Source organism: Citrobacter sp. LST-B2 (assembly GCF_057983045.1).
In genome coordinates this window covers 4,008,445-4,029,010 of record NZ_CP192598.1, presented here as the reverse complement: position 1 = coordinate 4,029,010, position 20,566 = coordinate 4,008,445, and the positions used below count along the sequence as shown (strand labels likewise).

At 51.4% G+C, this 20,566-nt stretch carries 17 protein-coding genes, 1 tRNA gene and 1 pseudogene; 11 read left to right on the top strand and 8 right to left on the bottom strand.

Translation table 11 applies throughout. The annotated features are described in order from the left end of the window. Window positions 1-87 precede the first annotated feature (87 nt). The 5 genes from arcC to ygeW are packed head-to-tail and all read right to left on the bottom strand — an operon-like array spanning window position 88 to window position 6,197. On the bottom strand, window positions 88-1,020 hold the full coding sequence (gene arcC, locus ACQ0PY_RS19345) for a carbamate kinase (protein WP_042999383.1): 933 nt from the start codon (window positions 1,018-1,020) through the stop codon (window positions 88-90). Window positions 1,021-1,033: 13 nt separating this feature from the next. After that, complete coding sequence (gene hydA, locus ACQ0PY_RS19340; protein WP_044264387.1) at window positions 1,034-2,440, bottom strand: dihydropyrimidinase; 1,407 nt, start codon at window positions 2,438-2,440, stop codon at window positions 1,034-1,036. A 48-nt stretch (window positions 2,441-2,488) separates the two neighbouring features. After that, the gene (locus ACQ0PY_RS19335; RefSeq protein WP_042999385.1) at window positions 2,489-3,700 is read right to left on the bottom strand and encodes a YgeY family selenium metabolism-linked hydrolase; all 1,212 of its coding nucleotides are present in this window, start codon (window positions 3,698-3,700) and stop codon (window positions 2,489-2,491) included. Window positions 3,701-3,756: 56 nt separating this feature from the next. Further along, window positions 3,757-4,953: a diaminopropionate ammonia-lyase gene (gene dpaL, locus ACQ0PY_RS19330; protein ID WP_104446034.1), complete on the bottom strand. Its 1,197-nt coding sequence runs from the start codon at window positions 4,951-4,953 to the stop codon at window positions 3,757-3,759. Window positions 4,954-5,009: 56 nt separating this feature from the next. Further along, entirely contained in the window at window positions 5,010-6,197 is a 1,188-nt protein-coding gene (ygeW, locus tag ACQ0PY_RS19325; RefSeq protein WP_042999387.1) for a knotted carbamoyltransferase YgeW, read from the bottom strand. 467 nt (window positions 6,198-6,664) lie between these two features. Between ygeW and ACQ0PY_RS19320 the strand changes: the two genes are divergently transcribed. Beyond that, on the top strand, window positions 6,665-8,443 hold the full coding sequence (locus tag ACQ0PY_RS19320) for a sigma-54 interaction domain-containing protein (protein WP_042999388.1): 1,779 nt from the start codon (window positions 6,665-6,667) through the stop codon (window positions 8,441-8,443). Between the two features lie 88 nt (window positions 8,444-8,531). On the opposite strand, the gene xdhC is transcribed toward ACQ0PY_RS19320, so the two are convergent. Genes xdhC through xdhA form a run of 3 tightly spaced genes read right to left on the bottom strand, consistent with a single transcriptional unit; the run spans window position 8,532 to window position 12,194 of the window. After that, window positions 8,532-9,011 (bottom strand): xanthine dehydrogenase iron sulfur-binding subunit XdhC, encoded by a 480-nt coding sequence (xdhC, locus tag ACQ0PY_RS19315; protein WP_042999389.1) that lies wholly within the window; start codon window positions 9,009-9,011, stop codon window positions 8,532-8,534. Next, entirely contained in the window at window positions 9,008-9,886 is an 879-nt protein-coding gene (gene xdhB, locus ACQ0PY_RS19310; RefSeq protein WP_044327729.1) for a xanthine dehydrogenase FAD-binding subunit XdhB, read from the bottom strand. The genes xdhC and xdhB overlap by 4 nt, the downstream gene beginning before the upstream one ends. A gap of 10 nt (window positions 9,887-9,896) precedes the next feature. Further along, window positions 9,897-12,194, bottom strand: coding sequence for a xanthine dehydrogenase molybdenum-binding subunit XdhA (xdhA, locus tag ACQ0PY_RS19305; protein WP_109739475.1), 2,298 nt, complete (start codon window positions 12,192-12,194; stop codon window positions 9,897-9,899). Window positions 12,195-12,515: 321 nt separating this feature from the next. On the opposite strand from xdhA, the gene actS reads away from it, so the two are divergent. The 10 genes and pseudogenes from actS (at window position 12,516) to ACQ0PY_RS19255 (ending at window position 20,070) form a co-directional block, all read left to right on the top strand. Beyond that, window positions 12,516-13,253 (top strand): amidase activator ActS, encoded by a 738-nt coding sequence (actS, locus tag ACQ0PY_RS19300; RefSeq protein WP_090048397.1) that lies wholly within the window; start codon window positions 12,516-12,518, stop codon window positions 13,251-13,253. 79 nt (window positions 13,254-13,332) lie between these two features. After that, window positions 13,333-13,406: transfer RNA gene (locus ACQ0PY_RS19295), tRNA-Gly, on the top strand. A 207-nt stretch (window positions 13,407-13,613) separates the two neighbouring features. Continuing rightward, the gene (gene arsR / locus ACQ0PY_RS19290) at window positions 13,614-13,967 is read left to right on the top strand and encodes an As(III)-sensing metalloregulatory transcriptional repressor ArsR (protein ID WP_042999394.1); all 354 of its coding nucleotides are present in this window, start codon (window positions 13,614-13,616) and stop codon (window positions 13,965-13,967) included. Window positions 13,968-14,014: 47 nt separating this feature from the next. Continuing rightward, window positions 14,015-14,377: an arsenite efflux transporter metallochaperone ArsD gene (arsD, locus tag ACQ0PY_RS19285; protein WP_109739474.1), complete on the top strand. Its 363-nt coding sequence runs from the start codon at window positions 14,015-14,017 to the stop codon at window positions 14,375-14,377. Window positions 14,378-14,394: 17 nt separating this feature from the next. Beyond that, the gene (gene arsA / locus ACQ0PY_RS19280; RefSeq protein WP_109739473.1) at window positions 14,395-16,146 is read left to right on the top strand and encodes an arsenite efflux transporter ATPase subunit ArsA; all 1,752 of its coding nucleotides are present in this window, start codon (window positions 14,395-14,397) and stop codon (window positions 16,144-16,146) included. A gap of 47 nt (window positions 16,147-16,193) precedes the next feature. Then, window positions 16,194-17,483, top strand: coding sequence for an arsenite efflux transporter membrane subunit ArsB (gene arsB / locus ACQ0PY_RS19275; RefSeq protein WP_109739472.1), 1,290 nt, complete (start codon window positions 16,194-16,196; stop codon window positions 17,481-17,483). Between the two features lie 12 nt (window positions 17,484-17,495). Next, window positions 17,496-17,921: a glutaredoxin-dependent arsenate reductase gene (gene arsC / locus ACQ0PY_RS19270; RefSeq protein WP_109739471.1), complete on the top strand. Its 426-nt coding sequence runs from the start codon at window positions 17,496-17,498 to the stop codon at window positions 17,919-17,921. A 217-nt stretch (window positions 17,922-18,138) separates the two neighbouring features. Further along, window positions 18,139-18,620: pseudogene (locus ACQ0PY_RS19265) on the top strand (IS3 family transposase); the annotation flags it as partial. 273 nt (window positions 18,621-18,893) lie between these two features. Continuing rightward, window positions 18,894-19,619: a winged helix-turn-helix domain-containing protein gene (locus ACQ0PY_RS19260; protein WP_044264374.1), complete on the top strand. Its 726-nt coding sequence runs from the start codon at window positions 18,894-18,896 to the stop codon at window positions 19,617-19,619. Continuing rightward, window positions 19,582-20,070, top strand: coding sequence for a FidL-like protein (locus ACQ0PY_RS19255; protein WP_109739470.1), 489 nt, complete (start codon window positions 19,582-19,584; stop codon window positions 20,068-20,070). The genes ACQ0PY_RS19260 and ACQ0PY_RS19255 overlap by 38 nt, the downstream gene beginning before the upstream one ends. The last annotated feature ends 496 nt before the right edge of the window (window positions 20,071-20,566 follow it).

Sequence of the window (20,566 nt, the reverse complement as noted above, 5' to 3'; positions counted from 1 at the left end):
GAATGGCCACATGGCGCTATGTTTATCCGGCCTGGGAGGCGCCAGGCCGGGTACGCAAAGCGCCCCCGGCGAATAAAACGCATCATATTACTGGCAGATAACCGTTCCGGTTTTTCCCTCAATCCCTTCTTTCGCTTTACTGAGCACCGTGATCAAGGCTTCCCGACCGGGGCGGGAGCGGGCGAACGACGCTGCGGCCTCCACTTTCGGCAACATAGAACCTTTAGCGAAATGCCCTTCGCTGATAAAGCGTTCCGCATCGCTCAACGACAGGCGATCCAGCCATTGCTCATTTTCTTTACCGAAGTTAATAGCCACTTTTTCGACCGCCGTCAGGATGATGAGCATATCCGCGTCGATCATCTCTGCCAGGCGGGCACTGGCCCAGTCCTTATCGATCACCGCGCTGGCCCCCCGCAGATGGTTGCCTTCGCGAATCACCGGAATACCGCCTCCGCCCACGGTAATAACCACCTGTCCGGCCTCAACCAGCGCCTTAACGGTTTCTTTCTCAATGATGTCCACCGGCTTAGGCGAGGCCACGACACGACGATAACCACGTCCGGCATCTTCTCTAAGCGTATAACCTTGTTTTTCCAGCTGTTCCGCTTCCTGCTGTGTGAAGAATGAACCGATGGGTTTGGTGGGGTTCAGAAACGCAGGATCGTGGGCGTCGACTTCTACCTGCGTCACCAGTGTGGCGACAGGTTTGTGCATCCCGCGTGAGAGCAATTCTTCGCGCAGCGCGTTTTGCAGATCGTAACCGATATAGCCCTGGCTCAATGCCACGCAGACGGACATCGGTAGCATTGGCGAGTGCGCCTCTGTTTTTGCCGCGGCTTCGAATGCCTGGTTGATCATACCCACCTGCGGCCCGTTACCATGAGTCACGATAACCTCATGACCCTGCGCAATGAGATCCACAATGGCCTGCGCGGTGATTTTGACGGCCTGCATCTGTCCGGCCAGATCCTCACCCAACGCGTTACCACCCAGCGCGAGAACAATTTTCTTCCTCATTTTTCCTCACTTATCATACACAGTTATCTGTTTCACCCACGCCGGGCGGGGTAAACGGCTTACGTCGTAAGAAGCGGCCCCGGCCTGCTTTCCCTGTAAAGACGCCATCGCAGAAGATCGTTTCGCCACGCGACAGCGTTCTGACAATCGCACCCTGACAGCGGAACCCCTCCCAGGGCGAATAATCAGCGTTATCGTGCAGGTGAGCATGATGGATCGTCTGGCTCTGGCGGGGATCGATAATCACCACATCGCCATCAGCGCCAGGTGCCAGTTGCCCCTTCTGCGGCCACACGCCGAACAGCCTGGCAGGCGTCGCGCTGGTTAACGCGACAAAGCGTTCAGGGGTAATTCGCCCGCTCATCACACCTTCAGAAAAGAGCAGTTGCAGGCGGTTTTCCACGCCGGGCAAACCATTCGGGCAGCGGCTGAAATCGCCGCCTGAGATCTGCTGGCGCTGCGCCATTGAGAAGGTGCAGTGGTCAGTCGCCACCACGTCAATGGCGCCGTCACTGATGCCGCACCAGAGCTTGTCCTGCTCGCGTACATTGCGTAACGGCGGGCTGAGAATGAAGTTCAGACCGTCTTCCCCGTCATAACGGCGTTCATCCAGCAGCAGATATTGCGGACAGGTCTCTATCCACACGGGCTGATGATTCGCTTTCGCCAGGCGTAAATAGTCCAATCCCAGGCCATTGGACAGGTGGACGATATACAACGGCGCGTTTCCCGCTAACTGCGCAAGGTTAATCATCCGGGCGATGGCTTCGGCTTCACATTCCAGCGGTCTGCTCAGGGCGTGATAGCGTGGCGACGTTAAGCCAGCGGCAATGAATTCGGCCCGTTTACTGGCGATGGCGGCGTCGTTTTCCGGGTGGACGGTGGTCAGCGCGCCGGACTTGTGCAAACGGCGCAGCACCTGCAAGGTTTCATCATCGTTGAGTTTGTACTGGTAGGTCAGATAGAGCTTGAAGCTGCTGATGCCTTCTTCCACCATCATCGGGATCTCGTCGAGGATGGCATGATTGACGTGCTGAATGACGCCATGGAAACTGTAGTCGATCGCCGCTTTGTGCGCGGCGTACCCCTGGTAGACTTCCAGTTGATGGCGCAGGCGACAGCCTGACGGGCCAAATCCCATATGGTCAATAATGGTTGTTGTACCGCCACACGCCGCGGCGCGGGTGCCGGTAAAAAAATCATCACAGCTACGGGCGAGGCCGGTGTCGATATTGAAATGCGTATGTACATCCACGCCGCCGGGAAAAACGTAACATCCCGCAGCATCAATCACTTCACACGAAGGGGGCGGCGTAATCTCCGCATCCCGTTGACGAACGATACCGTTCTCAATCAGCAGGTCCTGTTTAGCCTGTCCGTCGGCGTTAACGACAATGCCATTTTTAATCAATACGCGCATAGCACACTCCAGAAATCCCCCGGTAAACCGGGGGAGACAGATGGATCGTTATTTCGTTGCCAGCCAGGACAGTGGAATGGCAGCGTACATCGCGGCGCAGGTCACCAGATGTGATTTCCAGGTTTTTTCGTTTGGCGCGTGGGCTTCGGGTTCTTTACCCGGACCAAAACCGATCACCGGAATACCGTGACGTCCCATAATCGATACGCCGTTGGTGGAGAACGTCCACTTGTCGACCACCGGTGCTTTGCCGAACAGACCTTCATAGGCATTGACCAGCGCTTTGACGGTGAAGTGATCTTCTTCCACTTTCCAGGTTGGGAAGTAGCATTCGGTCGGGTAAACCAGCCCGGTCCAGGAAGGGCGGTCATAGTTGTACATCGAGACCACCGCATTGGCTTTTTTTACAGCCGGCAGGGCGCGAATCTCTTCCAGCGCGCCTTCCCAGGTTTCACCCCAGGTCAGACGACGGTCGATGGAGACGGCGCAACTGTCCGCCACGGCACAGCGGCTTGGCGAGGTGAAGAAGATTTCGGAAACGGTTAAGGTCCCTTTACCGAGGAATTCGTCATAAGCCAGATGTTGTGACAATTCCTGTAACTCGTTGAGGATTGGTCCCATTTTAAAAATGGCGTTATCGCCGCGTTCCGGGGCGGAACCGTGACAACTGACTCCCTGCACATCAATGCGTATTTCCATGCGCCCGCGCTGTCCACGATAAACCTGGCAATCAGTCGGCTCGGTACTGACAACAAACTCCGGACGGATACCGGATTGCTCAATGATGTACTGCCAGCACAGACCATCGCAGTCCTCTTCCTGTACCGTGCCGGTGACCAGCAGCGTGTACTCATCTTCCAGACCGAGATCTTTAATGATCTTCCCGGCGTAAACCATGGACGCCATGCCGCCTTCCTGGTCAGATGTGCCGCGTCCACCGATCAGTTCATCGGTCTCCATCCCTTCATAGGGATCAAAATTCCAGTTGTTGATGTTGCCGATACCGACCGTGTCGATATGCGCGTCCATTGCGACCAGGCGCGGGCCATGGCCGATGTATCCCAGAATGTTGCCCATCGGGTCGATCTCGACTTTATCGAAACCGACTTTCTCCATTTCTTGTTTGATGCGATGGATAACCCGTTTTTCATCGCAGCTTTCGCTGGGAATGGCGACCATGTCGCGCAGGAAACGCGTCATGTCTTCTTTGTAGTCGTTTGCTTTTTCAAGAATCAGTTTAAAAGGAATGTGCTTAGCCATGACTTTTCTCCAGTGTTCGCTCCCGAATCTCCTGGGGAGCGTTTTCCAATAGGGGGTTACAGTGCGACCGGATGTTTGCCTTCCCAGACCACTTCCCGGTAGTGCTTCACATCGGTATCGCCTTCGGTACTGATGACCAGCACAACGGCATCTTTATCTAACGCCAGTTTGTCCATCAGGGCCTGGCGCTGTGGGTGATGATGGACGGCAGCCAGAACGCCCAATCCTACGGCGCCGGACTCGCCGGAGATCACCCGTGGGTCGCTGCCAAAAGGATTACCCAGCACGCGCATGCCCAGCGCGGCGACGCTGTCCTGGCAGGAGATAAATTGGGTGGCGCAGTTGCGCAGAATTTCCCAGCCGAGCGGGTTAGGTTCACCACAGGCCAGACCGGCCATGATGGTTGCCATATCTCCCCCAACGTTGACGATGTCGCCTTTCACGCCGGAACGATAAATGCAGTCCGCTTTGTCCGGTTCGACGATAATGCTGTGCAGGTTTTGCGGGCCATAGACGTCGACCAGATAGCCCAGCACGCCGCCCGCCATGGCGCCAACGCCAGCCTGTAACAGCACGTGGGTCGGTGTGACGTCCAGGGCGCGCATTTGCTCAACGGCCTCATCGGCCAGCGTGGCGTAGCCCTGCATAATCCAGGTGGGGATTTTGGTGTAACCTTCCCAGGCGGTGTCCTGCACCACTTCCCAGCCGTTTTGTTGAGCGTGCTGCATGGTCAGACGAACGGTATCGTCATAGTTCATGTCGGTGACAATGCACTCCGCGCCGAGGTTGAGAATGGCGTCCACGCGTTCTTGCGCTGAGCCTTTCGGCATGTAAACCACCGCATGTTGTCCGAGTTGTTGTGCCGCCCAGGCAATACCGCGACCGTGGTTACCGTCGGTGGTAGTGGCAAACGTCATTTTTTCGCCGATGGTGTTTTTGAGCTGTTCGAAAGAGAGCGTCTCAATATCAAGATGATATTTCTCACACAACAGGCAGGCGATGGCAAAAGCCCCGCCGAGCATCTTGAACGCGTTCAGTCCAAAGCGTTTTGACTCATCTTTGACGAGGATTTTTTTCACGCCAAACAGTTGGGCGAGGTCATCCAGCGCACAGAGCGGCGTTGGGTGGTAGCCAGCGATCTTTTGATGGAACTGGCGAGCCACTTTGGCCTGTTTTTGCGAAAAAAGGGGCGATGTTTCACCGTTGTAAAAGCGGTTATCGGCAATATCGATCTTCAGTGAGAAAACGGACATATCCTATCCTTTTGGCCTCCGGAAAGGAGAGCCGACCGGCAGGTCGGCTCAGGGGGTTATTTCACGCGTGGTTGCGCTTCTTTCAACAACTGCTCCAGCAGTACGCCAGGCTTCGGATATTTGCGGGAGAGGATCATCGCGGCGATGATGTAGGGCTTCCAACTGGCTTCTTTGTACGTTGCTATGCGGTATTTTTCGAATACGGCGTCGGTGACTTCCCCTTCTTTGCAGGAGACGCCGCTGATATCCGCGGGCAGGCAGTGCATATACAGCGCTTCGCCGTCGCGGGTGAGTTGCATCATTTCTTCAGTGCAGTGCCAGTTTTTATGCTTTGCGTTTTGCTCAAGACACTGTCTTTCCAGCTCTTTCAGGGCCGCGTGATCGTTGGCGCGCAGAAGTTCGGTACGTTCTTCCATCACTTTGTAAGGCGCCCATGATTTCGGATAGACGATGTCGGCATCTTTGAAGGCTTCTTCCATGCTGGTGACCTGGCGGAAGCTGCCGCCGGACGCGTTCGCGTTGTTTTTCGCCACTTCAATCACGTCCGGGATCAGGTCATATCCTTCCGGATGCGCCAGGGTGACGTCCATACCGAAGCGGGTCATCAGACCGATAATGCCTTGTGGCACAGAGAGGGGTTTGCCGTAGCTGGGTGAGTAGGCCCAGGTCATGGCGATTTTTTTACCCTTAAGGTTTTCCAGCGAACCAAAATGTTCACGTAGCCAGGCCAAATCCGCCATCGCCTGTGTTGGATGGTCGATATCGCATTGCAGGTTAACTAACGCCGGACGCTGCGGCAGCACGCCCTGTTTGTAGCCGTCATCCAGCGCGGCGCCGACTTCACGCATATAGGCGTTGCCCGCACCAAGATACATGTCGTCGCGAATACCAATGGCGTCGGCGCAGAAGGAGATCATATTGGCCGTTTCGCGGACGGTTTCGCCGTGCGCGATTTGTGATTTTCCTTCGTCCAGATCCTGCTGAGCCAGGCCGAGCAGGTTAAGGGCGGACGCGTAAGAAAAGCGGGTACGGGTGGAGTTATCGCGGAAAACGGAAATCCCTAATCCACTATTGAAGACTTTGGTCGCGATGTTTTCGGCACGCAGCATCTTCAGCGCAGCAGCGACGTCCAGGACTTGTTTCAGTTCATCCGGCGTCTGTTCCCACGTAAGCAAAAAATCCTTCTCGTGAAGGTGTGAGGTCAGCGAATTGATATCCTTTATCAGCTCATTAACAGTTTTCATGGTAAGGTCCTGGTAGTGGAATGACGGCAAGGTGGCTTATTCGCGGTAATGACAAGCGGCATCACCGATATACCAGGGACTAACAATAAGCGTGCCAAAATGAATCCGACGGCGGATAAATAGGAAATCATCAGGCAATATGTGGCACTGATCACAGAATAAAGCTATCTGTAATTCGTCATGAATATACGAAAACGTTTGGCTTAATAAATAACGCAATGTGTCAATGAACTGACTGACAGAATAATACCCGGATGAAGAGTAAATACCGTCAGTTTGATAAACTCACTACGCTGATTCTCATATTGATATAGAAATGTGATTTCTCTTGCATATTTTCATTATAAAATGATAAAGAGCCTGTGTTTTTATCAAAGCAAATTTTGTCTGAGTTAGTATCCTTATATTCTACGAACCATCAATGTCTTCAATGATCAATCATTTAAGTGATTCCGGAAGGTAAGACTATGGTGCTTGCAACAACGCAGTCCATTTTGATGCAGATTCAACCTACCATTCAGCGTTTCGCCAGAATGCTTGCCAGCGTTTTGCAACTCGAAGTTGAGATCGTCGATGATAACCTCTGCCGCGTCGCGGGAACCGGCGCTTACGGGAAATACCTCGGACGCCCGTTGAGCGGTAACTCCAGACTGTTGCGCTATGTACTGGAAAGTAAAAAAGAAAAGGTTGTGACGCATTCCCGCTTTGACCCGCTCTGTGAAGGCTGCGATAGCAAAGATAACTGTCGCGAGAAGGCTTTTCTGGGAACCCCCGTCATTCTGCAGGACCGCTGTGTAGGAGTGATCAGTTTGATTGCCGTAACGCATGAACAGCAGGAACATATCAATGACAACCTGCGCGAGTTTTCAGACTATGTTCGCCATATATCCACTATTTTTGTTTCAAAACTTCTCGAAGATCAGAGTGGGAGTGACAACATCAGTAAAATATTTTCGACAATGATCGAGAATATGGATCAAGGTGTATTGGTCATTGATGAAGACAACCGCGTACAGTTCGCGAATCAAACCGCGTTAAAAATTCTTGGTGCGGTGCAGAATAATATGGTGGGAAAGTCGGTCAGGTTTCGGCCATTAACGTTTGAAAGTAATTTCACGCACGGGCATATGCAGCATATCGTCTCCTGGGATGATAAAAGTGAACTGATCATTGGTCAGTTGCATCATGTGCAGGGACGGCAGTTATTCCTGATGGCCTTCCATCAGTCGCATACCAGTTCCTCTGTATCGATTGCCACCGATGAACCGCATATTGAACAACTGGTGGGTGAATGCCGGGTTATGCGCCAGCTTAAGCGGCTGATCGGCCGTATTGCCCCCAGTCCGTCCAGCGTCATGATTGTGGGGGAGAGCGGCACCGGAAAAGAGGTGGTCGCGCGCGCCATTCACAAACTCAGCGATCGACGCAATAAACCGTTTATCGCCATCAACTGCGCGGCGATACCGGAACAGTTGCTGGAAAGTGAACTGTTTGGCTATGTTAAAGGCGCATTCACCGGCGCCTCCGCCAATGGGAAAACGGGCCTGATTCAGGCGGCAAACAGTGGAACGCTATTTCTCGATGAAATTGGCGATATGCCCTTGATGCTACAGGCTAAACTGCTCAGGGCGATTGAAGCGAGGGAAGTGTTGCCGCTTGGCGCGAGCAGTCCGGTTCAGGTCGACATCCGCATTATTTCAGCTACCAATCAGAACCTCGGGCAGTTTATCGCCGAAGGCAAATTCCGTGAAGATCTGTTCTATCGACTGAACGTCATCCCACTGACTCTGCCCCCGCTACGTGAACGACAGGATGATATTGAGCTACTGGTGCACTATTTCCTACATCTGCATACTCGCCGTTTAGGGCTGGTCTATCCGGGGATTGCACCGGATGTGGTGACCCTGCTCAGACACCATCAGTGGCCGGGAAATCTGCGTGAATTAAGCAACCTGATGGAATATCTGGTCAACGTGGTCCCTTCAGGCGAGGTGATCGACAGTACGCTTTTACCGCCAAATCTGATCAACAACGGTAAAGCGCCGGAATCCGTTGGAGCGGTCGCTCATGCGGCGCAGTTGCTGTCTGAGGATACCGGCGGAACCGCGCTGGAAGAGATGGAAAAGCAGATGATTCGCGAAGCGCTATCTCGCCACTCCAACAAAAAACAGGTGGCGGATGAGTTAGGCATTGGGATTGCCACGCTTTATCGCAAAATTAAAAAGTACGAGCTGCTGAACGCATAACTCAACGCACAACCGCGTTCAGGTTGCATCAGGGGGCGAGTGTGTGAACGCTACTGACCCGGAGGCAACCTGAAGGATGCGGTGTTAATTATTCAGGCTCAGTGCAGCGCTGGACGGTATCGACAATCATCTGATAGCCAGTACAACGGCACAAATTCCCCGCCAGACCACGACGGATCTCCAGAATGGTTAATGGTTTTTCACGCGGTTTTGCCAGCAATGCGGTGGTCGCCATAATCAGACCCGGCGTGCAAAAACCACACTGCACGGCACCGGATGTCGCATAAGCCATCTGAACACGCGAGAGCTGACTGCCAGCCGATTCACCTTCCAGGGTACGGATCTGTTTTCCGGCTGCCCACGCGGCAAGGTACAGGCAACTGTCGATGGCCGTACCGTCAACCAGCACCGTACAGGCTCCGCATTCACCGACACAGCATCCCTGTTTGACGCTCAGCAACCCTTGTTCGCGCAGGAGTTCAGAGAGCGGCATCCCCGGCATGATGCTGAGCTGAAAAGGGTGATCATTAATGACGCATTCCAGCGTGATTCGGTTAGTGTCATTCATTGCAGCTTTCCTCCCGCCGCGACAACGGCTTCAGTAACCACTTTCCGGGTCATCGTCTGGATGAGATGCAGACGAAATTCCTTACTTGCCCGCCAGGAAGATCGCGGGGCGACGTCCTGCAGAACGGATTCGGCGATCGCGTCCAGCGTCTGGTGGGTCAATGGCGCATTTTGCGCCGCGCTCTCCGCATGCTGACAGCGAACTGGCGTCGGAGCCGCAACGCCGAATGCCAGACGAAGTTCTTTAAAACCGCCGTTATCCAGTTGGCATCGTGCCGCACAACCAATGGTCGAGATGTCCATCGCATCGCGCATGGCATATTTAAAATGCGCGCTGCCAGTATGCGCCCTCGGCTGCGGTGGAAAATGAAAGGCGACAAGGATTTCATCTTGCTCGAGAGCGACTTTTCCGGGGCCGGTGTGAAAACCGTTGATGCTGGTAAAACGCACCCCTTTTGGCGAGGCGATCTCAAGCGTGGCGTCATAAATCAGCGTTGGCGTCGCCGAGTCTGCGCTGGTTGCGCCATTACAGATATTCCCGCCGTAGGTCGCGACATTACGGATTTGCGGTCCGGCGATGGAGGTAGCTGCCGCACACAGGGCTGGCAGATGTCGTTGCGCGACGGGATGCTCGATAATCTCGCTAAAGGTGGTGGCGGAACCGATACGCAGCCTTTCTTCCTTCGACAGGGTAATGCCTCGTAATTCGGGCAGATCATGGATATCGACGATATGACGGTAACGCGCATTGTGATGATGAAGTTGGATCAGTACGTCGGTTCCGCCGGCGAGCAGTTTCGCCTGCGGATAGCGCGCCAGCAGGCTGACAGCCCCGGCAATGTCTGAAGCGCGATGATAAGAAGCAAAGTCAAACATGATCATATCCTCAAATCAAGCCAGCCTGGTGGAACTCCGCATATAACCGTTTTGGCGTCAGTGGCAACGTATCAATTGCAACGCCTGTGGCCATTTTCACTGCGTTACGAATGGCGGCAGCAACAGGAATAATGGGCGGCTCGCCGAGGGATTTATGTCCATACGCCGACTGCGGCTCCTGCGTTTCAACGAATGCGCTCTCCAGTTGCGGCAGGTCAGGCATGGTCGGCATTTTGTAATCAAGGAGATTCGGGTTACGCACCAGACCACTTTCCCCATCGATGATCATCTCTTCAAACAGCGACCAGCCAATGCCCATTCCCATCCCGCCATGCACCTGACCTTCCGCCAGTTGAGGGTTCAGAATATGGCCGGAATCGTGGACATTGAGGATGCGGTTGATGGTGACCTTGCACAGGGCGATATCGACGCTCAGATCGACAAACGTGCAGCCAAACGCCGGTGGGTTAGTGGTGGTTTTCACCGAGCATTCCGCAGACAACTGACCGCCGCGCTCCGGATGATAAAACGCATCCATCGCCAGCTCTTTTAAGGACAGCAACGGTGAGTCCGGGCGATCGATAAGGACGATGTGGCCTGCCGTCAGCGTCAGGCTCATGACGGACTGATGCAGCATGTCGGCAGCGTGAAGAAGGATCTTATCGCGCAGTTGAAGTGCTGCCTTGCGCAGTGCCGGTGCGGTGACATAGCTTTGGCGAGAGGCGAAGGCGCCAGGGTCGAAGGGGGTAATGTCGGTATCCTGGGTGGAAATAACGTGCACATCGCTGACCGGTACGCCGAGAGTTTCCGCCACCATCTGTGAGAAAACGGTATCCGCCCCCTGACCGATTTCCGTGGCTCCGCTCTGCACGTTGATCGTTCCGTCCTGATTCATCAGCAGACGGGCACCAGCGATCTCCACGCCGACCGGCCAGGTGTTGGAGGTATAACTAAAACAGGCGACGCCGACGCCCCGGCGGATGTTGCCTTGCTGGTGCAGACATTCAGCGCGACGGGCGTCCCACTCAAACAGCGCGCGGCCTTTTTGCAGACATTCCGGGAGCCCCGCGCTGTAGATGCGTTTGCCGGTAATCGGGTTCGTGTCGCCTTCGCAGGCCGCATTGCGCAACCGAACCTCGACCGGATCGAGACCCAGCGCCGTTGCGGCGTCATCCAGCATCGATTCTACGGCAAAGATCACCTGCGGCGCGCCGTAGCCGCGCATCGCGCCAGCGGAAGGAAGATTGGTATAGCAGGTGGTGGAACGGTAAGCGTATGCGCTACGGGGATAGAGGTAGGCCACTTTGTTGCCGCCCGCCGAGGCGATGGAATGCCCGTGTGAGGCGTAAGCGCCAGTATTTGACAGAACATCCAGACGATAGCCTTGCAACGTGCCGTCGCGATTGAGCCCTATCTGTCCATCCATCGTGAACGCATGGCGGGTACGGGAAGCGAGAAAACATTCTTCACGGCTGAGAGAGACTTTCACTGGAATACCGCCCAGTTTGCGCGTCAGGAAAGCGGCCATGGGTTCTTCCAGCACATCCTGCTTGTTTCCAAATCCGCCGCCGACGTAAGGTTTGATAACCCGCACGCATGACCACGGAATGCCCAATGCCTGGCCCACGACCCGACGTACGATGTGTGGGATCTGCGTGCTGGAGACGATGGAGATTCGCGAGTCATCTTCCATCCAGGCCAATGAAGTGACGCTTTCCATATGGCAATGTTGAATCACCGGCGTCTGGTAATGTCCCTGGAGTTGGTAATCAGCGGCATCAATGGTCTGCTGGACATTCCCGGTGGTCATTTCACTGCGATTGAGCAAATTACCGCCTGGGTGAATAGGGACAGCATCATCCGCCAGAGCTGCTTCTGGCGTGGTGATCACCGGGAGTTTTTCCCATTCCACATTCACCAGTAAGGCCGCTTTCTCTGCGGTTAACGCGTCCCTTGCCACAACAATCGCGACCGCATCGCCATGATGGCGTACGTGGCGGGTCAACAGAAAACGGTCGGCGGTGTCACGTTTGTTCTCATCCAGCGTCCAGGCGTGCCCTGCCGTGGCGAAGGGAATATCCGGTACATCTTCCCAGGTAAACACGGCCAGTACACCGGGCAGGCTTTTCGCCTCATCACAGTTGATGCTGGTGGCGTAACCGTGGGCAATCGGACTGCGAACGTATTTGGCATAACACATGCCCGCCATCATGTAATCATCAGTATATCGAGCCCGCCCGGTCACTTTAGCGATGGCATCCACGCGCATGCATGACTCTCCGGTAGCGGTTGCTTCCCGCGCATCCATAAACGTCCCCTTGATTTAACAATTCGGTTCCTGAACAACCGTTAAATCAGGCAAGAATTACGCCAGAAGCGCAAAGTTGCGCCGTGAGAAAAGGGAAGTGTGACGGAGATAATAATATGGTCTGTCGGGAGAGGGATCCGACCTTTGACGATGAGCACTTTGCGTATCATTATGAGTTTAATCAACTCATTGTGATACACGGTAAGTGGCGGTGATAGCGTTTATCAGGCGGTCCATGAGGGGACATACCGATTCAATAAATTTGGCATCCGGATTATGGCTGCTATCATATGGCGTCTGTGAATATTGCGAGGAACGGTTTTGAGCGCAGGACGCCTGAAGAAAAATAGCCTGGGTATTGTCATGCTGCTTTGTGCGGGATTGCTTGTCGTGGGCTGCTCGGGGAGCAAATCGTCTGATTCTGGCGCCGTTTATACCGTCAAACGGGGAGATACCCTTTACCGTATTTCACGCACGACAGGCACCAGCGTCAAAGACCTTGCGCGTCTGAACGGCATTTCGCCGCCGTACACCATTGAAGTTGGGCAAAAGCTGAAGCTCGGTGGTTCGAAAACGGCCTCATCGAAATCCACTAAAAAGTCGTCTACCAAAACAGCCTCCGCGAGACCGTCTTCTTCCGTGCCGCAATCGTCCTGGCCACCGGTAGGGCAACGTTGTTGGCAGTGGCCTGCCAGCGGTAAGGTGATCCTGCCTTATTCCACTGCGGATGGAGGGAATAAGGGGATCGACATTTCCGCTGCCCGCGGTACGCCGGTTTATGCCGCCGGGGCAGGGAAGGTGGTCTACGTGGGCAACCAACTGCGGGGCTACGGTAATCTCATTATGATCAAACACAGTGAAGATTACATTACCGCCTACGCTCACAACGACACGATGCTGGTGAATAACGGGCAAAGCGTGAAGGCGGGACAGAAAATCGCCACGATGGGCAGTACTGATGCGGCCTCGGTGCGGTTGCACTTCCAGATTCGCTACCGTGCGACGGCCATCGACCCGCTGCGTTACCTGCCGCCGCAGGGCAGCAAACCGAAATGCTGACGGTGAATTAATCGCCAGTCAGCTGGTCTGTCCCTTGCCAACAAGAGCGTAAGGTTTATAATGCCTTACGCACTCCAACGCGGGCGTAGTTCAATGGTAGAACGAGAGCTTCCCAAGCTCTATACGAGGGTTCGATTCCCTTCGCCCGCTCCATGACACTTCATACTTAAAACTCTCCAGTTTACTGAATCCAAAGGGAAATAGCTTAAAGCCTCTTTGCTGAGTTCCTTACTGTAACCGACGGTATAACCCTCACAGGGTCAGTGAGAAGTCTTGCTTTATTCATATATGGAAATTCAAATATAATTTGACACTGTACGGTTACAGCGAGATATTGCGAAACAATAGCCGGGGGGACTTATGCCACAATTATCATCTCTACAACTCTTCAAAAACCTCTCCGATGAAACCCGCTTGGGCATTGTGTTGCTGCTCAGAGAGATGGGAGAGCTGTGCGTGTGCGATCTCTGTACGGCGCTGGAACAGTCACAGCCCAAGATCTCCCGCCATCTGGCAATGCTCCGGGAAAGTGGACTATTGCTGGATCGCAAACAGGGTAAGTGGGTTCACTACCGTTTATCCCCGCATATTCCTTCCTGGGCCGCTCAGGTGATTGAGCAGGCCTGGTTAAGCCAACAGGACGACGTACAGGCCATCGCCCGTAAGCTGGCATCAGCAAACTGCTCTGGCAGTGGTAAGGCTGTTTGTATCTAAAAAATTTGCCTGTACATATATGTTTTTACGGATGTGAGGTGTTAAAGATGAAAACGTTAACCGTGTTTGATCCTGCGATGTGCTGCAGTACCGGCGTTTGTGGTTCAGATGTTGATCAAGTTCTGGTTGATTTCTCTGCGGATGTGCAGTGGCTGAAAGGACGTGGCGTACAGGTTGAACGTTACAACCTGGCGCAGCAGCCCATGAGCTTTGTTCAGAACGAGAAAGCGAAAGCATTCCTCGAAGCATCTGGAGCAGAAGGGCTTCCGCTACTGCTGTTGGACGGCGAAACGGTGATGGCAGGGCGATACCCAAAACGCGCTGAGCTGGCTCGCTGGTTAGGCATTCCGCTGGAGAAGGTTGGGTTAGCGCCCACCAGCTGCTGTGGTGGTAATGCTTCCTGTTGCTGAGTATGTCAGGAGGACATATGAAATTCTTACAGAACATCCCGCCTTACCTGTTTTTTACCGGTAAGGGAGGTGTAGGAAAAACGTCCATTTCCTGCGCGACGGCTATCCGCCTTGCCGAACAGGGGAAGCGGGTTTTGCTGGTCAGTACCGATCCGGCTTCCAATGTCGGTCAGGTATTCAATCAGGCTATCGGTAACACCATTCGCCCTGTGGCAGCAGTTCCTGGACTTTCCGCTCTGGAGATCGACCCGCAGGAAGCCGCCCAACAATACCGCGCCAGAATCGTTGATCCTATCAAAGGTCTTCTGCCTGATGACGTTGTTAACAGTATCAGCGAGCAGCTTTCAGGAGCCTGTACCACTGAGATTGCGGCGTTTGATGAGTTCACCGGCTTATTGACAGACGCTTCCCTGCTGACCCGCTTCGATCACATTATTTTTGATACAGCGCCGACGGGCCACACGATTCGCCTTCTCCAGCTTCCCGGAGCCTGGAGTAGCTTTATTGAAAGCAACCCGGATGGTGCTTCCTGTCTTGGCCCAATGGCCGGTCTGGAAAAGCAGCGTGAGCAGTATGCTCATGCAGTAGAGGCGTTATCCGATCCTGAACGTACCCGCCTGGTTCTGGTTGCACGACTGCAAAAATCTACGCTGCAGGAAGTCGCCCGCACCCATGAAGAACTGGCTGCAATTGGCCTGAAAAACCAGTATCTGGTGATTAATGGGGTGCTGCCTAAAGCCGAAACTGAATATGACGTCCTGGCCGCTGCGATATGGCAACGTGAGCAGGAGGCACTGGCAAATCTTCCTGCCGGTTTATCTGAGCTACCGACAGATACCCTATTACTACAGCCAGTCAATATGGTTGGTGTTTCAGCATTGAAGGGACTGCTGGATACCCGTTCTGAGGCATTACCGCTCCCGGCAACGAACGTTCTGTACATGCCTGAAAACTTATCGCTCTCTGGCCTGGTCGAGGATATCGCTCGCAGTGAACACGGCCTGATTATGCTGATGGGCAAAGGTGGTGTAGGGAAAACCACGATGGCTGCTGCCATCGCCGTCAGGCTGGCGGATATGGGATTTGATGTCCATCTCACCACCTCAGATCCCGCTGCACATCTCAGTACCACGCTGAACGGTAGCCTGAATAACCTTCAGGTCAGCAGGATTAATCCACACGATGAAACCGAACGTTATCGCCAGCATGTCCTGGAGACGAAGGGAAGAGATCTGGACGAAGCAGGGAAACGGCTACTGGAAGAGGATTTACGCTCTCCCTGTACTGAAGAAATTGCCGTATTTCAGGCCTTTTCTCGGGTGATTCGTGAAGCGGGTAAGCGGTTTGTTGTTATGGATACTGCCCCTACGGGACACACGCTTTTACTGCTGGATGCGACCGGGGCTTATCATCGTGAGATTGCTAAGAAGATGGGGGATAAAGGTTATTTTACTACCCCAATGATGCAGCTTCAGGACCCGGATAGAACCAAAGTTCTGCTGGTTACGCTTCCTGAAACCACACCGGTGCTGGAAGCGGCAAACCTGCAGTCTGACCTTGAAAGAGCGGGGATTCATCCGTGGGGCTGGATTATCAATAACAGCCTTTCCATTGCGGATACGCGTTCTCCGTTGCTTTGCCAGCGCGCCCGGCAGGAACTGCCTCAGATTGAGGCTGTTAAGAATCAGCATGCTGACCGTATAGCGCTCGTTCCGGTATTGGCGTCAGAGCCCGCCGGTATTGAAAAGCTCAGAGAGTTGATGAGTTAATTTTTTTGTATTTACAGGGCGGCAAAGTCGCCCTGTCAGGAGGATGTATGTTACTGGCAGGCGTTATTTTTGTCCTGACCATTGTTTTGGTTATCTGGCAGCCTAAGGGTTTAGGGATCGGCTGGAGCGCGACGCTGGGCGCAGGACTGGCTTTGATTTCTGGCGTTGTGCATGTAAGCGATATTCCGGTGGTGTGGAATATCGTCTGGAACGCGACGGCAACATTTATTGCCGTAATTATTATCAGCCTGCTGCTCGATGAATCTGGTTTTTTCGAATGGGCGGCACTGCATGTTTCACGTTGGGGTAATGGTCATGGCCGTTTGCTCTTTACGTATATCGTTCTGCTCGGTGCGGCGGTGGCGGCACTGTTTGCCAACGATGGAGCGGCATTGATTCTGACGCCGATAGTCATCGCCATGCTGCTGGCATTAGGGTTCAGCAAAGGCACCACGCTGGCATTCGTCATGGCTGCCGGGTTTATTGCCGATACTGCCAGCCTGCCGCTTATCGTGTCGAACCTGGTGAATATCGTCTCGGCGGACTTCTTTGGTCTGGGATTCACTGAATATGCATCGGTGATGGTGCCGGTGGATATTGCCGCCATTGTTGCCACGCTGGTGATGCTGCATCTGTTCTTCCGCAAGGATATCCCGCCGACTTACGATCGGGCTCTCCTTAAGGCACCGACAAACGCGATTAAAGATCTGGCAACCTTCAGAACTGGCTGGATAGTGTTGATTCTTCTGCTGGTTGGGTTCTTTGTCCTCGAGCCACTCGGGATTCCCGTTAGCGCGATTGCTGCAGTTGGGGCGGTAATGCTGTTTACTGTGGCGAAACGAGGCCATGCCATTAACACCGGCAAAGTGCTGCGCGGTGCGCCATGGCAGATCGTCATCTTCTCACTGGGGATGTACCTGGTGGTCTACGGTCTGCGCAACGCCGGACTAACCGAATACCTTTCAGGTGTGCTGAACGTACTGGCGGATAAAGGACTCTGGGTCGCGACGCTGGGGACTGGCTTCCTGACAGCAATCCTGTCTTCCATTATGAACAACATGCCTACGGTGCTGGTTGGCGCGCTCTCTATCGAGGGAAGCACTGCCACCGGCGTTATTAAAGAGGCGATGATCTACGCTAACGTGATTGGCTGCGATCTGGGGCCGAAAATTACACCTATTGGTAGCCTTGCAACGCTGCTCTGGCTGCATGTACTTTCACAGAAGAATATGACCATCACGTGGGGATACTATTTCCGCACAGGGATTATTATGACTCTGCCTGTGCTGTTTGTAACGCTGGCGGCGCTGGCGCTACGTCTCTCTTTCACTTTGTAATGAGATACTGATATGAGCAACATCACCATATATCACAACCCGGCCTGCGGCACGTCGCGTAATACGCTGGAGATGATCCGCAACAGCGGTAATGAACCGACCGTTATTCATTACCTTGAAAATCCACCGTCTCGCGATGAGCTGGTCAAACTTATCGCAGATATGGGGATTACAGTACGGGCGCTGCTGCGTAAAAACGTCGAGCCTTATGAAGAACTGGGGCTTGCGGAAGATAAGTTTACTGACGACCAATTACTAGACTTTATGTTGCAGTATCCGATCCTGATTAACCGTCCGATTGTGGTGACGCCGTTGGGAACGCGTCTGTGTCGTCCTTCCGAGGTGGTTCTGGATATCCTTCCAGATGCTCAGAAAGCGGCTTTCGCTAAGGAAGATGGCGAGAAAGTCGTTGATGAAACAGGTAAGCGATTGAAATAAAGATGAAGGGGGCAGATGCTCCCTTATTTCTTACTTTGCTATCTCTGCCAGCAGAGCAATATCAACACGTTCTTCACTATCTGCGGGATACCGGACAACAATGCGGTGTAAACAAAGTCTGGTGATTGATGCAACGTGTGGGGATAAAGGTGAAGCCAGTGTGACCCCCAACAAGCTCCAGCGGTAGTTCAACCCGGAAGCACAGGAAGAACGTTGAGTAACAGACATTTCCAATATACGAACTCACGAGGCTGACTGTATCTGGTCGTAGTTGTTGACCTGTTCTCGCGCAAAGTTATCGGCTGGTCAATGCAACCCCGAATGAAAAAGATATTATCCTGAATGCGCTTCTGATGACCTTGTGGTGACGTAAGCCTTAAATACAGGTGCTGGTTCATTCTGATCAGGGTAGTCAGTATACAACCTATGAATGCAGTCGTTCCTGAAATCGCACGGACAGGAGGGCAGTAAGAACCGTTGTGGTGACTGTCATGACAACGCGGTTGCAGAAAGTTTTTTCCAGCTACTGAAGCGTGAACAGATAAAGAAAAAGATCTACGGAACCCGGGAAGAAGCCCGCTGCGATATTTTTCATGACATCGGAATGTTTTATAACAGCAAGCGTCGGCATGGCTCGAGCGGCTGATACCACCGGCTAAATATGAAAACCTATATTATCAACGGCTCAGAAGTGTCTAGGTTATCCGTGACGAAGCATATCGTGCTCTATTACATTATTTACGCTCTCGAAGCAAGCGTTAATATAATTAATTCGACAGATTTTTCATTCTGATCAATATCTTATGCAGCTTAAGCTACAAAAGCTATACATACTATAGCAACTCAATCTCAAAAATAGTTAACAACAAATTTTGTTTAATGGCAGAATGAATGCATGTGCAAATAATTGCACATGCTAATAAATCAGATTATAATTAATAAAAGTAAAATAAAGTAAAGGAACACCACATTATGGAGTATTTACTTGATAATCTTGTTCGTTACAGTGAAGAGCAGCGGTTGTTAACTAATAAGGATGACGAAATAAAGCTTTCGGTTACGTCAGCAAGACTATTGACATTAATGATAGAGAATAACCACGCTAAGATAGCTCGTAATGATATTCTTTATCTTGTCTGGGAAAAACATGATTTAGTTGCTTCAGAGCACAATCTAAATAGGAATATATCCATATTACGTAAAGCATTGCAAGATCTTGGATTGAAAAATGTTATCGAGACAGTGCCTAAGCAAGGATTTATATTTCATTGTGAAGTTCAATCTGTTGGTACTTCCCTAAACAATTCATACAGTAAAGTGTTAAATGTATTTTCATCGGGTTATATTTTAAAGATTAGCACCTTGATTTTAATCTTGCTATCAACGATGTTGCTGTTAGTTTATTATTTGCATGATGAGAATGTTAATTCTATGCATAAATATAAAACTGTGGGAGCATGTGATGTATATATAGATAAGAATTTGTCCCATCCTGATTATGTGTCTACATTTTTTGAGACAGCGTTAGGGAAAAGAATTACTGAATCTTGTAATCATAACTCTAAAATAATATATTTCGATGATAACAAAGCTACGCTAAATACTAAAGCGTACTCAACTCATGTTGCGGTATGTGAAAGTAATAAACTAAGGGGGAGTTATGAATGCGAAAACTATATCAATTTTAACAATCTTTAGTTTTGTTTTGAACATATCTATTGTTATTGCAATAGGTTATTTAGGTTATAAGATAATAGACACTAAAACCTATTTGCCAATGAATTGTATGGCTACATTTCATATTAATATGGACAGTAACAATGACATAAAAGGTAATGTGAAAGTAGTCTACCATATAACAAGAAATGGCTTGGTTGTTGTAAATGAATATGGGGAGTTACAATATAAAGATAATGAGTATATTGTTGATAGAACAATAAACATGCATATGTCAAGTATAACGGAAAATGATTTTTACAAAGTCACTAAAGATGAAGTGATTACGAATCGACAGGATAATGCCCCAATAACACTAGTGCAAAAGTTAATATCCAATCAGCCTGTATATTATTACAAGATACAAAAAATAGATGATGATACATGGCGCATAAGCGATCTTCAGCGAACTATTTTCTTATGTGGTAAATAAGTTGTTTTGTTGTTGTATGGATTAATTAATTGTTAATTTTTGTTGATGTAAGTTTATAAAAAATAGATATTTCTCAGAATAGCCAATCCTATGTAAAAGGGTGCCATGTCAATGGCACCCTTTTTTATATGGGAAAATCGATATCTAAGTGATACTAGGTAGAATAAAAAACTGTTTAAATATGATTATCAGATGTTTATTCTAACTCCAGATGAGAGGCTTGGATTCCTTATGACTCTGTTTTTTCTGGCAAGACATAATCTTGTATTAATAAAAAGAGCGAAAAAAAGTTTTCAAACAAATTTTATCAATTAATATTTACCACGTGCTTTGCTATCCCTTGAATTCACTGGAGTATAAGAGAATGTCTTGTGTAAATCATTATAATGCTCGTTCTTTTCAGAATGAGTATGGAGCAAATATGCGCATTAATAAATAATTGTCACCATTGTTTTGTAAACCAATAATCCGGGAATAGTTTGAGCTTTTGGGGGAT

Excerpts from the sequence above, each read along its gene's own strand:
- ACQ0PY_RS19255 (WP_109739470.1), top strand. The coding sequence starts at position 19,582 with ATGAATGCGAAAACTATATCAATTTTAACAATCTTTAGTTTTGTTTTG.
- arsR (WP_042999394.1), top strand. The coding sequence starts at position 13,614 with ATGCCACAATTATCATCTCTACAACTCTTCAAAAACCTCTCCGATGAA.
- hydA (WP_044264387.1), bottom strand. The coding sequence starts at position 2,440 with ATGCGCGTATTGATTAAAAATGGCATTGTCGTTAACGCCGACGGACAG.
- arsA (WP_109739473.1), top strand. The coding sequence starts at position 14,395 with ATGAAATTCTTACAGAACATCCCGCCTTACCTGTTTTTTACCGGTAAG.
- ACQ0PY_RS19335 (WP_042999385.1), bottom strand. The coding sequence starts at position 3,700 with ATGGCTAAGCACATTCCTTTTAAACTGATTCTTGAAAAAGCAAACGAC.
- dpaL (WP_104446034.1), bottom strand. The coding sequence starts at position 4,953 with ATGTCCGTTTTCTCACTGAAGATCGATATTGCCGATAACCGCTTTTAC.
- ACQ0PY_RS19260 (WP_044264374.1), top strand. The coding sequence starts at position 18,894 with ATGGAGTATTTACTTGATAATCTTGTTCGTTACAGTGAAGAGCAGCGG.
- xdhA (WP_109739475.1), bottom strand. The coding sequence starts at position 12,194 with ATGGATGCGCGGGAAGCAACCGCTACCGGAGAGTCATGCATGCGCGTG.
- arsB (WP_109739472.1), top strand. The coding sequence starts at position 16,194 with ATGTTACTGGCAGGCGTTATTTTTGTCCTGACCATTGTTTTGGTTATC.
- arcC (WP_042999383.1), bottom strand. The coding sequence starts at position 1,020 with ATGAGGAAGAAAATTGTTCTCGCGCTGGGTGGTAACGCGTTGGGTGAG.
- arsD (WP_109739474.1), top strand. The coding sequence starts at position 14,015 with ATGAAAACGTTAACCGTGTTTGATCCTGCGATGTGCTGCAGTACCGGC.
- xdhB (WP_044327729.1), bottom strand. The coding sequence starts at position 9,886 with ATGTTTGACTTTGCTTCTTATCATCGCGCTTCAGACATTGCCGGGGCT.
- arsC (WP_109739471.1), top strand. The coding sequence starts at position 17,496 with ATGAGCAACATCACCATATATCACAACCCGGCCTGCGGCACGTCGCGT.
- xdhC (WP_042999389.1), bottom strand. The coding sequence starts at position 9,011 with ATGAATGACACTAACCGAATCACGCTGGAATGCGTCATTAATGATCAC.
- ygeW (WP_042999387.1), bottom strand. The coding sequence starts at position 6,197 with ATGAAAACTGTTAATGAGCTGATAAAGGATATCAATTCGCTGACCTCA.
- ACQ0PY_RS19320 (WP_042999388.1), top strand. The coding sequence starts at position 6,665 with ATGGTGCTTGCAACAACGCAGTCCATTTTGATGCAGATTCAACCTACC.